The organism is Rosistilla carotiformis (assembly GCF_007753095.1).
In the GTDB taxonomy this organism is placed as follows: Bacteria; Planctomycetota; Planctomycetia; order Pirellulales; family Pirellulaceae; genus Rosistilla; species Rosistilla carotiformis.
On the sequence record NZ_CP036348.1, the window covers coordinates 2,975,342 to 2,989,630 of the forward strand.

Sequence of the window (14,289 nt, forward strand, 5' to 3'; positions counted from 1 at the left end):
CCCGATCCCGACACTCGCGACAAACCGTTGGGGCACCGGAGTCTCGAGGGCCCTAGTCGTCGCATTGCGGCGATGGGATCTCCCTAAGTGTCGCAAGGCGAGGGTGCTCGTTGAGTTAGAATCGGCGGGTGGTTGTTGGGGCGCGCGGTCGCTGCGAAGCTAAGATGGGGAACTGCAAAGTCACCGCAGCGGTCGGACCGAAGAAATTTTTTAGATGGGCGGATTGAACATGGCGACAACTTCTAGCAACGCGGCATCCTCCTCGACGATCGACTTGGCGGAACTGGCCGATTCGTATCGAACGATCCGGGCGTTCACCACTACGCTGTGCGAACCGTTGGAAATCGAGGACATGGTCGCTCAGTCGATGCCCGATGCCAGTCCCGTCGTTTGGCATCTGGCGCATACGACTTGGTTCTTCGAGACGTTTCTGCTGAAGCCATTCTGCCCAGGATACAAACCGTTCCATCCGCAGTTTGAATACCTGTTCAACTCCTATTACAACGCCGTGGGTGAGCAGTTCACCCGAGCGGACCGTGGGCTGCTGACGCGGCCGACCGTCGCTCAGGTACGCCAGTATCGCGAGTCGGTCGAGGGCTGCGTGAATGAATTTTTGGCGGCCGGTAGGTTCGACGATGCTGCGTCAGTGCGAGCGACGGTTGAGCTGGGGATTCAGCACGAACAACAACATCAAGAACTGATCCTGACCGACCTGAAACATCTGCTCAGCCGCAATCCGTTGGCCCCCGCCTATCGCTCGCTTCCCGATGTCGCCCAATCTTCCAATGGCAAGGCGGCAACAAATTCCGTGGCGACGGCGGCTCCGATTCGCTTTGTCGATTTCCCTGAACAGCTCGCCTGGATCGGATACGACGGCGACGAATTTGCCTTTGACAACGAACGGCCTCGCCACCGCCAGTTTGTCGAAGCGTTTGGCATCGCCAATCGTTTGGTGACCAATGGCGAGTATCTGGAGTTCATGGAAGTGGGCGGCTACAACCGTCCGGAATATTGGTTGTCGATGGGCTGGTCGGCGGTCAGCGAAAACCGATGGCAATCGCCGCTCTATTGGACGCAGCGCGATGAACGCTGGTGCGAATTCACGCTCGATGGGATCCAGCCGTTACAGCTCGACGCGCCGGTTTGTCACGTCAGCTATTTCGAAGCGGACGCCTACGCGCGGTTTGCGGGGCTGCGTTTGCCGACCGAAGCCGAGTGGGAGATCGTCGCCAGCCAGACGCCAGTCGAAGGCCACTTTGCTGAATCGCTGCGCCTGCAGCCCGGCCCGGCCGCCGATAGCGGCCCGATCGAACAGATGTTCGGCGACTGTTGGCAGTGGACCTCCAGTCCCTACATCGGCTATCCCGGCTATCGGCCTCCCAGCGGCGCGATCGGTGAATACAACGGCAAATTCATGTGCAACCAATACGTGTTGCGAGGGGGAAGCGTCGCGACCAGCCGAACGCATATCCGGGCCAGCTACCGCAACTTCTTCCCTCCGCAAGCGCGGTGGCAGTTCACGGGCATCCGTTTGGCGAAGTAGATCCGCTTTACTCGATTTGGTTCGCAAGGGCCGTGAAAATCTCTCCGAGCCCACCCCAATGGCATTTGCGACACTATACTGTTGCTTCGGATTTGGCAGATTGCGGCATATGACCGTCGCAATCTTCCGATCGGCTTCCCCGTTTCTGACCTACCTCGATGAACATGCTTGCGATGAATAGACTCTCCCTGCTTTCTGCCGTGCTGATGTGCTGCGCGGTCTTCCAACTCTCCGACGCAACCGCTCAAGGTTCCAAAAAACTTGCCTGGTTGAAAACCAAGCCGGAGGCGCAGTGGATTTGGTCTGAAGGGGAGATCACCGCGCAGCAACCGATCTATGTCCGGAAGTCGTTCGAGATCACCGGTCCGGTGAAATCGGCGAAGGTCTTCACGACCTGTGACAACCGAATGACGCTGTGGATCAATGGCAAGGAAGTCGGAAAGAGTCCCGATTGGCCCAATCCCATCCACAAAGATGTCACCAAGCTTTTGAAGTCGGGACGCAATACCATCGCGCTCGCGGGGCAGAACAATGGTGGGACCGCGGCGTTGGTCTTCAAACTTGCGATTAATGCCCAAGAGAAGGCCGGCGCGCAAACCATCGTTTCGGATGGATCGTGGAAGCTTTCGAAGGCAGCACCCGCCGACGGATGGACCGACACCGCGTTTAACGATTCCGGATGGGCTGACAAGGTCAAAGTCATCCGGCCGCTTGGTGGTGCTCCTTGGGGAATTCCCGGTGCCAACGGCTCACCCAGCGCCGGTGAAGTCACTGCGCCGGAAGATCTGAATGTCGCTGACGGATTTGCTGTCGAACTGATCTACACGGTTCCCAAAGACGAGCAGGGCTCTTGGGTCGTGTTGGACAAAGGGCCCGACGGTTCGCTGATCGCGTGCGACCAGGGAGGCAAAGGGCTCTATTCGATCCAGATCAAAGAATCGGCAGACGGCCCGCAAGCCGATGTGCAACCGATGAACATCTCCAACCCCAACGGCAACGGTACGCTGTCGGGAGCCCAAGGTTTATTGTGGGCGTTTGATGCACTGTGGTTCCACAAAAATGGAGGGCATCTGTATCGGATCACCGACAGCGATGGCGATGGCAAGCTGGACAAGAGCGAACAGCTGCCGAGCAAGACCGGCGGCGGTGAGCATGGCAACCACGCGTTGATCCTGAGCGAAGATGGCAAATCGATCTACATGGATGGCGGCAACCACGCTCCGCTGCACGATGTCACTCGCCAGCGGGTGCAATCGTGGCAAGAGGATCATCTGCTGACGCGGATGTGGGACGCCCGTGGGCACGCTCGCGGCGTGATGGCTCCCGGCGGATGGGTCACCCAGCTCGATCCCGTCAGCCTGCAACAGGAACTGGTCTGCATCGGTTTCCGCAACCAATACGACATCGCGATGAATCGCTTCGGCGACATCTTCACCTTCGACGCCGATATGGAATGGGATCTGGGGATGCCGTGGTATCGCCCGACGCGGATCTGCCATGTGGTCAGCGGCGCCGACTTCGGCTGGCGAAGCGGAACGGGCAAATGGCCAACGTATTATGAAGACAGCTTGCCTCCGACGCTGGAGATCGGCCCCGGTTCGCCGACCGGAGTCGCGTCGGGCGTGGGAGCAAAATTCCCCGCGAAATATCAAGACGCGATCTTCGCGTTGGACTGGACCTTTGGAACGATCTACGCGATCCATCCGACTCCCGCAGGAGCCAGTTACACCGCGACCAGCGAAGCCTTTGTCACCGGCGTCCCGTTGCCAGTGACCGATGCGACCGTCGGCGTCGATGGACACTTGTACTTCACCGTCGGCGGACGCGGCACGCAATCGGGGCTGTATCGCGTGCGATACGTTGGCAACGAAAGCACCGTCGCAAATCAGACCGAAGCGTTGCCTAGCGACGTCGTCAAGGCACGTGCTATCCGCAAGCAGTTGGAAGACTTTCATGGGCGTCACGACAAGGCAGCTGTCGACACGGCGTGGCCACATTTGAGCAGCTCCGACCGCTTCATCCGAAGCGCCGCCCGCGTTGCGATCGAATCGCAGCCGACCGACCAATGGGCTGAACGGGCGATGAACGAATCCGATCCACAAGCTCGGATCACCGCCGCCGTGGCGTTGGCTCGCATGGGCGACGCCAAACTGCAGCAGCCATTGATCGAAAGCCTGTTGGAATTGGATCCCGCCAAGCTTTCCGTATCGCAAACGCTCGGAATGTTGCGCGCCTACGCGTTGACTTTCATTCGGATGGGCCGTCCGACGTCGGAACTCGCCGATCGCGTGATCGATCGTTTGAACCCGCATCTGCCGAACAAAAACGCAGACATCAACACGGAACTCGTCCGCGTCTTGACGTATCTGGAAGCGCCTCAGATCGTTGCCAAGACGCTGCAATTGATCGAGGATCGCGCGGCACCGGAGATTCCCGATTGGACGGAACTGGCCGACCGCAACGCTGGCTACGGCGGGACGGTTCGCGCGGTCTTGGAGAACCATCCGCCATCGCGCGAGATCGGGTATGCCTTGATGCTGCGGAACCTTCGCAACGGCTGGACGGTCGATCAACGCCGCAGCTACTTTGAATTCTTGAACGCGGCGGCGAAGGGATCGGGCGGCGCAAGCTTCCCCGGATTCATGACGAACATCCGCGAGGAGGCGTTGGAGAATTCGACGAACGAACAACGGGCAGCGGTCGCCGATATCACGGGGGAAGATTTTAATCCCGTTCCCGATTTCGAAATCAAGCCGATCGAAGGTCCGGGGAGAAAGTGGACGACCGAAACCGCGATCCAACAGTCGGCGAACAAGTTCAACCAAGCCGATTTCGAACGCGGCCGCAGGCTCTATTTCGCAACCAGCTGTGGCAAGTGCCATCGCGTCGGCGGCTTGGGCGGCAGCATCGGGCCCGATCTGACCAGCATCCGAAATAAGTTCGATGTTCGCTACTTGGTCGAACACATTATCGAACCGAGCAAGGTGATTTCGGATCAATACCAATCGTCGGTCGTGCTGACTCTCGATGGACGTTCGATCACCGGATTGGTCTCCGAGGAGGAGGGGAAACTTGTGATCTTCCCGGCCGACGCCAATGCCGACCCGGTGGTCGTCGATGCGGACGATGTCGACGAAGTCCGGCCTTCTCCTGTGTCGCAAATGCCGGTAGGCTTAATCGACGGCTTAAACCCCGATGAGCTTCGCGATCTGCTTGCTTATCTAATGAGCGGCGGCGATCCGAAGGAGACCAAAGTCTACGGAAAACGCTAACGATTGGATTGACGGGCATGACCACGATCGACCTGAAGGAACTTGGGATCACAGTTCAAGACATCAAGCGCAACACAGCACCGTCGGAACTGTATGAAGAGGCGATTCGACGCGAACCGGGGACGACGATCTCCGATCTGGGAGCGTTGATCGCCTACTCGGGGACAAAAACAGGTCGCTCCCCGTCGGACAAGCGGATCACCCGATCGCCCGAGGCGGAGGATGAAGTCTGGTGGGGCAGCGTCAATATTTCGCTGGAGAAGCACAGCTTTGAAGTCAATCGCGAGCGTGCCAGCGATTACCTGAACACCCTCGATCGGTTGTACGTCTTCGATGGCTACGCCGGTTGGGATCCGAAGTATCGGATCAAGGTTCGCGTGATCTGCGGGCGGCCCTACCACGCGTTGTTCATGCACAACATGCTGATTCGGCCGACGCAGGAAGAGCTGGCCGATTTCGGCGAGCCCGATTGCACGATCCTCAACGCCGGTGCCTTCCCCGCCAATCGCTACACCACCGGGATGACTTCCAAGACCAGCGTCGATCTCGACCTGGCGAACCGCCAAGTGGTAATCTTGGGGACCGAATACGCTGGCGAGATGAAGAAGGCTGTCTTCACGCTGATGAATTATTTGATGCCCAAGCAGGGCGTCTTGTCGATGCACTGCTCGGCCACCGTCGATCCCGAGCGGACCCATTCAACGATCCTGTTTGGCCTGTCGGGAACCGGAAAGACGACGCTGTCGGCCGATCCGCATCGCTTGTTGGTCGGCGACGATGAGCACTGTTGGTCCGACGACGGCGTCTTTAATATCGAAGGGGGCTGTTACGCCAAAGCGATCTATTTGACGCGCGAAGCCGAGCCGCAGATCTTCGACGCGCTGCGTTTTGGCGCGGTGCTGGAGAACGTGGTCTACGACAAAGCCGATCATCACGTCGATTTCGACAACACCTCGATCACCGAAAATACGCGAGGCGCTTATCCGATCGAGTTCATCGACAACGCAGCAATCCCCTGCGTCGCGCCCCATCCGACCAACATCATCTTCCTGACGTGCGACGCCTTTGGTGTCCTGCCGCCGGTGGCCAAGTTGACCGCTGAACAAGCGGAATATCATTTTATCAGTGGTTACACCGCCAAAGTGGCTGGAACCGAAGTCGGCGTGACCGAGCCTCAGGCGACGTTTTCACCCTGCTTCGGCGGGCCGTTTTTGGTGTGGCATCCGGGGAAATATGCCGAACTGTTGTCAAGCAAGATCGCTCAGCACAACGTCAACGTCTGGCTAATCAACACCGGCTGGACCGGCGGTGCTTACGGCACCGGATCGCGCATTCGACTGAAACACACCCGCGCGATCATCGATGCCATCCACGCCGGCTCTTTAAACGACGCCCCAACCAGCACCGATCCGTGGTTCGGATTCCAGACGCTCCGCGACGTCCCGGGCGTGCCTGAAGAGATCCTCGCGCCGCAGTCGACCTGGAGCGATCCGGATGCGTATGACCAAACTGCAGCGAAGTTGGTCGAACTGTTCCGCAACAACTTTAAGAGCTATGAATCGGGCGTCCGCGCCGATGTCCTAGCCGCCGGCCCCTCGCGAAAATAGCTCTCATCGCCGCGAATGCTCCGCTGGTGTAAAGCCAGCGATTGGGCGTGGCGACGACATAAGAGAAGCGTTGGGAATCTGAAGAAGGCTTGTCACGGATCTTTCAACGAGCGAACGCCTCGTCTTCGGGGCGGCTTTCAATCGGTGGTCGATAGGGTTGGGAACGCACTGGCAATCGTTGGGCTGGAAATCCGTCCGTCCATCTCCCGGGGAGCGTCCCATCTTTCGGTGCTGGGGCATTTGACGTAACCCGCGCTGCACGCGATATCATCGCTGTAAATCAGAGGCTCAAAAGATTCGCAGGGTACACGTGGGGGCGTCCTCATGGCGTTCACATCCATGATCCGCATTGGCGTTGTACAGCTGGTATACTGGCGGTCCCCGTCCCGACCAGCTCACACCCGCCGGAGAACCAACATGATGGATCCCATTTCCCGCCGCACGTTATTAGCCGCCTCGGCCGCTGGCGTTTTAGTCAGCCAAACCGGGCGACTGTTTGCCGCCGATGAAGCCTCAGGGATCGATGTCGATCCGATTCGCACGATCAGTCTGCAGCGCGATCGCTACCATGGTTGGCCGACGCTGCTGCGGACTCGCGACGGCGAACTGTTGGTCGTTTGTTCGGGCGGCCGTGACAGCCATGTCTGTCCGATGGGACGCGTCGAACTGATTCGATCCGGCGACGACGGAAAGACATGGACGTATGCCCGAACCATTTTGGATGGTCCGCTGGACGATCGCGACGCCGGGATCGTGGAGACAGCGAAAGGGACCTTGTTGGTGACCACGTTTACTTCGATGGCCTACCAACCGAATTACGAAAAAGCGGTTGCGGCCGCCGAAGCGGGCACTCCGTATCCGTTGTCGGGAGCTCAATTGGAACGCTGGAAGGGAGCTCACCGACGTGTTGCCGAAGGAGAACATGCATCGCATCTGGGATGTTGGATGATCCGCAGCGAGGATGGTGGGCTGAACTGGTCTCCCGCCTACCGCGTTCCGGTCAACAGTCCTCACGGGCCGACCGAGCTGCGCAGCGGACGCCTGTTCTACGCAGGCGTTGCGCTCTGGGAAGAAGGCCGGAAAGTTGCCGCCTACACTTCCGATGACGACGGTTTGACGTGGCAATCGATCGCTGATATTCCAATCCGCGATGGCGACCAAGGTTCGCAATATCACGAACTGCACGCCGTCGAAGCGGCCGACGGACGATTGATCGTTCAGATCCGCAATCACAACAAGACCAATAACCGCGAGACGCTCCAAACGCATTCGACCGATGGCGGCAAGACCTGGACCTCGCCTGAGCCGATCGGCGTCTGGGGCCTGCCGACGCATCTGCTGCGTTTGTCCGACGATCGGTTGTTGATGACCTATGGCCATCGCCGCAAGCCGCTGGGAAATCAGGCTCGGATCAGTGACGACAACGGCGAAACATGGTCGCCGCCGATGCTGATCCAATCCGACGCCAGCTCGGGCGATCTCGGCTACCCTTCGACCGTCGAACTGGCACCGGGATCGTTTGCCACGGTCTGGTACGAAAAACTTCCCGACAGCTCCAACGCACAACTGCGCTTGGCCACCTGGCGTCTAAAATAGTGCGACACGCTCAGGATCGCTGAACCTGGATTCCGGCGACTTACGCCGCCGGCACTTTTGTGTCGGCCTTCGGCCTCGGGACGCAACGAGGGGACAGGCGTCAAGCTCGAGTATCTGCGACACGTCAATAATTGGCAGTTACGCAATACACGTCCCAGCTCCGTTCTGGCCACTCTTCCCGCGAGCAAGCGGTTCGGAAGCATCGTGGCAAGTTTTCAGAGAATCTGCATCCGGCTACATGCCTTCACGACAATCGACGCGACGTAAGCCGCAATTTTGTTGGAAGCGAGTGGAACCATGAACACGCCCGAAGGGCACCGCCGGACAGCCATCGTTTCACAATGTATTGGCTGTTTTTTCCATCAGCCGGAGTGGTATCCAGCCGCCGACGGCAATCATGGTGAAAGAATGTTGCATTGCCACTGGCGGTGATTTATAAAAACACACGCCCCCCAGTTGTGGTGTTTTCCGCGATGTCGAACCCAGCGACCTGGTGCATCATCGATCCCGATATCTCCACGCCGGCTGTGGTCCGTGTATTCGCAAAATGAAGATATTAGGAGGGGGGGCAGATGAGCTGTCTTGAATGTTTGAACGTTGGGCATCCCAATATTGCAGCCACCCTTTTACCGAGCTCAGGTCGTTGGTTTAGCTTCCTTTCGCTACAACGTCGCGTATTTGGGAAATCCCCCCGCAGCAACAGTCAACTTTGCGAGGAATGACCATGGTACTTCCCCAATGGATCACCAATCGTCCATCGATGGCGACAATCTTGTCGATTTGTCTGGCGACACAAGCCGTTGCGGCTGAACTGGATAAAACAATAGTTCCCGATCGCGAACTTGTTCCCATTTTGAAGTCCTCCTCGGAAGGTTTTCGAAATCGCTCCACGCGCAAACCCGTCATTTACGACTTACGCGCCCAAACCGTACTCCCGGATATCAAGACATCGCAAGGAAGGGTGCTTCTGCGCAACGTCATCTCGAGAGACGAGTCGAATAAAGAGGTCTATGAACGTAGCCGCGATTATGAGTCGTCGATCCAAGCTTTGAATCGTACGCAAATCGAAGCAGTCACTTTAACAACTGCTGAGGCGCTGCTCGATGTACTCGCCTACGATGAAGTCGATTATCGCAATTTAGGCATCAACATTCTTTCGTATTCTGTGGAGATAGTATCAGCGCAGCAAAAGTGCTTTTACCGGCTCGATAAATTGATCGATGCGCAAAGCGACGCGTTACTCAAGCAGATCGAGATGGTGGAACAAGTCGAATCACATTTAGTGTCCCGCAGCTTAGCTAAAGGATTGACGTTTGGAGAAGTGAATAAGCCGTTCGGAAAAATTAAAGAACTTTTTACCGTCTCGCGTCCCCCGGCCAAAACGCATCAGAATGGTGACTTTACGGAATTTAGAGCGTTTCGATGTAACCATCCCCTACACAATGTTTGTGCAATCGTCGATGTGCACTGCACGGACGAATTGGTTTCGGGAGATTTTGATTCGCGCGAGTTCACCGAAATGATGAATGATATCCGGCCTTCTTCCAATGCTCAGTTGGATGCCTGGAAAACCGCGTTGGGGTTTGCATCCCCATTACAGAAACGTGCTAAGTTCTTGCAGGCCTATTCCAAGGCGACAAAGCGACATGTCTATTACTTGGGAGATATTAGTAAAAACGATTCCTTCGAAATACCGTTGCTACCCTGTGGTGAGCTCGTTGGAACCGCGCTCTTCTTTAAAGTTTCGTTTTTTTCCGACGAGTGTGTAGCCCAACAAGTCTTTGAGTTTCAACGCAATACGATTGAAAATGCGATCGCAGAATTCTTGTCGCGGGATGAACGCGAGTCGCGGGCAAATGCGGAAGAGGTACAGATCAAGCGTCTACGAGCAAAGCGCGCGGTCGATATGCGCGTTAAAAATCAAAGAAGGTTTGAAAGTGCAATGAGCTCGGTTGCAAGTCAGGTTGCTAGCCAGCAAGAGAAGAACAATCGGATGTCCGCTGGATGGCGGGGATTGTCTGTACCGTAGGACGCTTATGTGTTGGGGGCACTTTTCTAATCACGTTGGAGTCGCGGTTGGCAACTGATAGGCTTTCCCTGACTCGGCTCCACGCTGCGGAATCATCGGGAACGCAGTAGGAAGGCAGCCGTTGTGATAGATGAAGAAGTCGCCGCATCGTAAACGGGCAACCTAGGGACAGGTATCAAGTTCGAGTGAAGGTCGACACCTTTACCGTCGGGCGCCTGTGAATGGATGTCGACATTCCGCTCATGTTCGAGTCCGCTAATCGACAGTTCGCGCGGCGGCAGCTCCCAAGCCCATCGCCAGCTTCAGGACCGCAACCGCCATCAGATACAGAATCGAGCAGGTCCAGGCTCCCGTCAAATCGAAGAGGCTGCCGAACAGCAAGGGACCTGTCCCGGCGATCAAATAGCCGATCGACTGGGCCATCCCCGACAACTCGGTTGCCGTCTCTGGGTGCCGGGTTCGCAGCACGATAAACAGCAGGGCCAACCCAAACGATCCGCCCAACACAAGACCGATCAACGAAACCCAGAGCGCGATCCAGCCCGCCGGATTGGCCAGCAAGCCAACAAGGCCCACTGCTTCTACCGAGGCTAAAAGCCAAATGATGCCACGCTGGTCCGGCTTGCGCCCCGCGAGGGTAGGAATGATCAACGAACCGACGATCCCCATCCCTTGCGACAGCGAGAGCATCCAGCCCGAAAACGATGCGTCATACCCTCGGCTGATCAAGATCGCTGGCAACCACGCCAAGACCGCATAGTAGGTGAGCGATTGGAGGCCCATAAAAAAGGCGACCTGCCAGGCCAATCGCGACCCGCCCAAATCTTTCATCGCTTTTGCAAAGCTTCGATTTGGCTCCGATCTCGTCAACCGACGCACCTGCGGCAACCACGCCACAAAAGCGATCGCGGCCGGAATCGCCCAGATCCCCAGCGCCCCGCGCCAACCGAGCCCCAATCCGTTGGCCAACGGGATACTCAATCCCGCTGCCATCGACGCGCCCAAGGCCATCCCGCTCGAATAGAGACTTGTGACAAACCCGGAATTCGCGGCAAAGTTGCGTTTCGTGATGCTCGGCAGCAGCACGTTCCCAAACGCGATCGCAATCCCCAGACAGAGCGTCCCAAAATACAGGGCAGGGAGCCACGCGACGTATCGGATCGCGATCCCGAAGGCCAGCAACGCCAACGCTCCGAGCAACGTACCGCCGATCCCCAAACGCCGCGTGAACAGCGGGGTCAGGGTCGATATGACACCAAACGCGATCAACGGCAGCGTCGTCAGCAATCCCAATTGCGAACTGGATAGCCCAGTCGATTGCCGGATCTCTTCCACCAAAGGACCAACGCTCGCCAACGCAGGCCGGAGATTGACAGCGACAAGCAGGATGCCGGCGAGCAACAACAGATTCATCGGTTGCGAAGGAACCACCATCGAAGGCACGGGCTCAGGTTCGCGCTGTGGGACGTGGTCGACGCAATCCTGCCGCTGGACGACCTCCGTTGAATTCGGACTTTCGATACTGAACCTTCCCTATGGAATCTGAGGACGCAGGCCGGATGCTGCTGAATGCCAGCGTTGCAGTCTACCGTCGGCCCCACGAACCCGTCGAGCGCCCCCTCAAGAAACACGATCCACGGCCAGCATGCAAAGGGCTCGCCGACGCCCTCCCAAAGCTGTGAATTCAAGGTTTAACTTAGGGACAGGCATCAAACTCGGGTGAGCGGCGACACCTTTACAGATGGGAGCCAGGGAATGCAAATCCTCACTCCACTGGTCTGCGACTGCTCGACGCCACCCGCTGCATGTATCGCGAAGGCCAAGCGAATTATAGAAGCGGGCGTCAAAGAGACCTTCGATCGCCCCCTGGCAACGCTTTCGAGCTCGCCCAATCGAGCATCAGGTAGTGTGCCAGATGTCACGTTATCGCGTTGCTGTCGTTGCCGACTGATCATATAATTAAATGTTCTTTGCATTTGCCATCGCAAAGGGCAATTGGCTGCGATCACATAGGTGAGCGAAAATGACGATTCTTGACTCAGCTAGCCTGCACAGATTTCTAGTTCACTTTACCGATACGCTTACGCCCGAGCTGGCTCTTCAATTCTCGGAGCTTTCAACAGATCCAAATTTCCAGCAGCGATTGGATGAACTAGGTGCCAAAGCGAACGAGGGTGAGCTAACGGATCAAGAGCAACGAGAATACGACACCTACATTGAGGCGATGGATGTCGTAGCATTATTGAAAGTCAAGACACTCGCAAAGTCTAACAAAACCGGTTGAGCAGCAAGGAATGGATGCTAACCTTCGCGAGTACGTCGTTGATCGTTCGCAAGGTTTTTGCGAATACTGCCTTATCTCACAGCGATACTTCAGTGAGCGGTTTCAAATCGAACACGTAATTGCCCATCAGCACCGAGGCGAAACAATCGCCTCGAATTTGGCAATCGCGTGCTCGCGATGCAACCGACACAAAGGACCAAACTTAGCTGGTATCGATCCGGAAAGTGGTGCTTTGACTCGGTTGTTTAATCCTCGTTCCGATACTTGGATTGAACACTTTGTCCAGCGGTCAAGCGGTATCATCGAAGGATTAACGGCTATTGGTCGAACCACCACTTACGTTCTGGATTTTAACGCAGAGCGACGTGTCGAACTGCGAGCCGCCATCGAAAAGCTGGCTACCAAGGAACTCTGATCACAAATGCTGCAATGCTTGCTAAATGTGGCAACTTGGGGACACGCACTAACAGTTCCAACGCGCAGCGGTGTCTGGCGACTTAGCTTCTAACCTAATGTCAATTCGACGCCGCCCGAACTGCGACGTCGCGCTCGAGCTTTGAATCTCAGCGGCCGATGATCGTGGCTATTTCGCCAGCCAAACGATTGACTGATCCCTTGCCGTCGGGATACAGCCGGCTGCTTAAAAAGACAAACACGCGATCTTTTTCGGGGTCGATCCAGAGGACCGTTCCCGTGAATCCGCCGTGCCCGACGGCGGAGTCGGAGAAGGTGGTTCCGCGATTCGACGAGTAGGGGCTTTGGTGATCCCAGCCCGGAGTCCGCGTGCCGCGCGGCACGCGATGCGGTTGGATCATCGCGGCGATTGTTTTTTGATCCAATACGCGTGGAGCTGATGTCGTCTCGTCATCGACGCTCAGGATCATCTGGCCGTAGCGGACCAAATCCTCCGCCGTCGAAAAGAGTCCCGCGTGACCGGCGACTCCGTCCAACAAGGCCGCTCGCGGGTCGTGAACCTTTCCACGCAACAGCGCTCCATCGCGCGGTTCGGTTGCCGCGATCCGGTCGCGCAAAGCGGGATCGGGGTTATAGGATGTCGTTTCCATTCCCATCGGCTGAAAGATCTCTTCCTGCGTAAATTGATCCAACGTTGTGCCGCTGACCCGTTCGACCAGCTTGCCCAAGATCAGGAAGCCGACGTCGCTGTAGGCGAACTTCTCACCGCGCTCGGACCTCGGCTTCAATGCAAACAAGCGTTCCCACGCCACATCGATCCCCTGTTGATAATCGCGGATCGAATTGTCGGGGATCATGCCTCCGACGTGTAACATCAGATCGCGAACCGTGATCGCTTCTTTGCCCGCGTCCGCAAATTCGGGAAGGTATTTGGCGACAGGTTGATCGAGATCGACTTCGCCCCGTTGCACCAAAAGCATCACCGACGTCGCCGTCGCGACCGGCTTGGTCAGCGAAGCGAGATCGAAGATCGTGTCGGTCGTCAAGGCTTCGCGAGTCGGATCGATTTGACGATCGCCAAACGCACGCAGGTACAAGATCTTTGTCGAATCGGCGACGGCAACCACCGCGCCGGGCAGCTGGCCCGCTTCGATACCGCGTCGAACAATCGGTTCGATCGCATCGAAACGGGAGTCGTCGGAATCGGCAGCGCGGACGGCGACGACGGATACGAGCGAGAATAGGATCAGCAAACTGCACTGGACGAGCATCTTCATCGGCGGGACCTTTTTTGTGCAAAGGGAAAAGACGGGGCGTTCCAAGTTCGTCGCTGACGATCGCCAATGCAAGCGGGCAACGCCCGATTCTCGATCGCTTCGGAACATTGGGTTCGCCACGGTCACGCGAACAATCGCCGGGCGAATGGTTGAGCAGATGTAAAACCAGAGTCGCAGCCAAGAATTCTCAGCCGTCAATTCGCGTCGGCGGATTCAACGAGATATGATTTCCCTACCTTCCAACATTCGTTATCCCTCGCCTCTCCC

Annotated in this window: 9 protein-coding genes; 7 read left to right on the plus strand and 2 right to left on the minus strand. The window is 57.1% G+C overall.

Features of this window, described 5'->3' with window-relative positions; genetic code table 11:
• Window positions 1–229 precede the first annotated feature (229 nt).
• From egtB to Poly24_RS10950, 5 genes are all read left to right on the plus strand, one after another.
• Window positions 230–1,543: an ergothioneine biosynthesis protein EgtB gene (egtB, locus tag Poly24_RS10930; protein WP_145094594.1), complete on the plus strand. Its 1,314-nt coding sequence runs from the start codon at window positions 230–232 to the stop codon at window positions 1,541–1,543.
• Window positions 1,544–1,716: 173 nt separating this feature from the next.
• On the plus strand, window positions 1,717–4,815 hold the full coding sequence (locus Poly24_RS10935; protein WP_197452487.1) for a c-type cytochrome: 3,099 nt from the start codon (window positions 1,717–1,719) through the stop codon (window positions 4,813–4,815).
• A 17-nt stretch (window positions 4,816–4,832) separates the two neighbouring features.
• Window positions 4,833–6,422: a phosphoenolpyruvate carboxykinase (ATP) gene (gene pckA, locus Poly24_RS10940; protein ID WP_145094599.1), complete on the plus strand. Its 1,590-nt coding sequence runs from the start codon at window positions 4,833–4,835 to the stop codon at window positions 6,420–6,422.
• Window positions 6,423–6,839: 417 nt separating this feature from the next.
• Window positions 6,840–8,018: a sialidase family protein gene (locus tag Poly24_RS10945; RefSeq protein ID WP_197452488.1), complete on the plus strand. Its 1,179-nt coding sequence runs from the start codon at window positions 6,840–6,842 to the stop codon at window positions 8,016–8,018.
• Window positions 8,019–8,742: 724 nt separating this feature from the next.
• On the plus strand, window positions 8,743–10,047 hold the full coding sequence (locus tag Poly24_RS10950; RefSeq protein WP_145094602.1) for a hypothetical protein: 1,305 nt from the start codon (window positions 8,743–8,745) through the stop codon (window positions 10,045–10,047).
• A gap of 255 nt (window positions 10,048–10,302) precedes the next feature.
• Here the strand turns inward: Poly24_RS10950 and Poly24_RS10955 are convergent, their stop codons facing one another.
• On the minus strand, window positions 10,303–11,481 hold the full coding sequence (locus Poly24_RS10955; RefSeq protein WP_145094605.1) for a CynX/NimT family MFS transporter: 1,179 nt from the start codon (window positions 11,479–11,481) through the stop codon (window positions 10,303–10,305).
• 589 nt (window positions 11,482–12,070) lie between these two features.
• Here Poly24_RS10955 and Poly24_RS10960 point away from each other — a divergent pair.
• Together Poly24_RS10960 and Poly24_RS10965 are read left to right on the plus strand one after the other, a co-directional pair.
• Window positions 12,071–12,331 carry a hypothetical protein gene (locus tag Poly24_RS10960; RefSeq protein WP_145094608.1) on the plus strand — a complete coding sequence of 87 codons (261 nt, stop codon included), beginning with the start codon at window positions 12,071–12,073 and terminating at the stop codon, window positions 12,329–12,331.
• Between the two features lie 10 nt (window positions 12,332–12,341).
• Entirely contained in the window at window positions 12,342–12,746 is a 405-nt protein-coding gene (locus Poly24_RS10965) for an HNH endonuclease (protein WP_145094611.1), read from the plus strand.
• A gap of 148 nt (window positions 12,747–12,894) precedes the next feature.
• Here the strand turns inward: Poly24_RS10965 and Poly24_RS10970 are convergent, their stop codons facing one another.
• On the minus strand, window positions 12,895–14,022 hold the full coding sequence (locus Poly24_RS10970; RefSeq protein ID WP_197452489.1) for a serine hydrolase domain-containing protein: 1,128 nt from the start codon (window positions 14,020–14,022) through the stop codon (window positions 12,895–12,897).
• Between the last annotated feature and the right edge of the window lie 267 nt (window positions 14,023–14,289).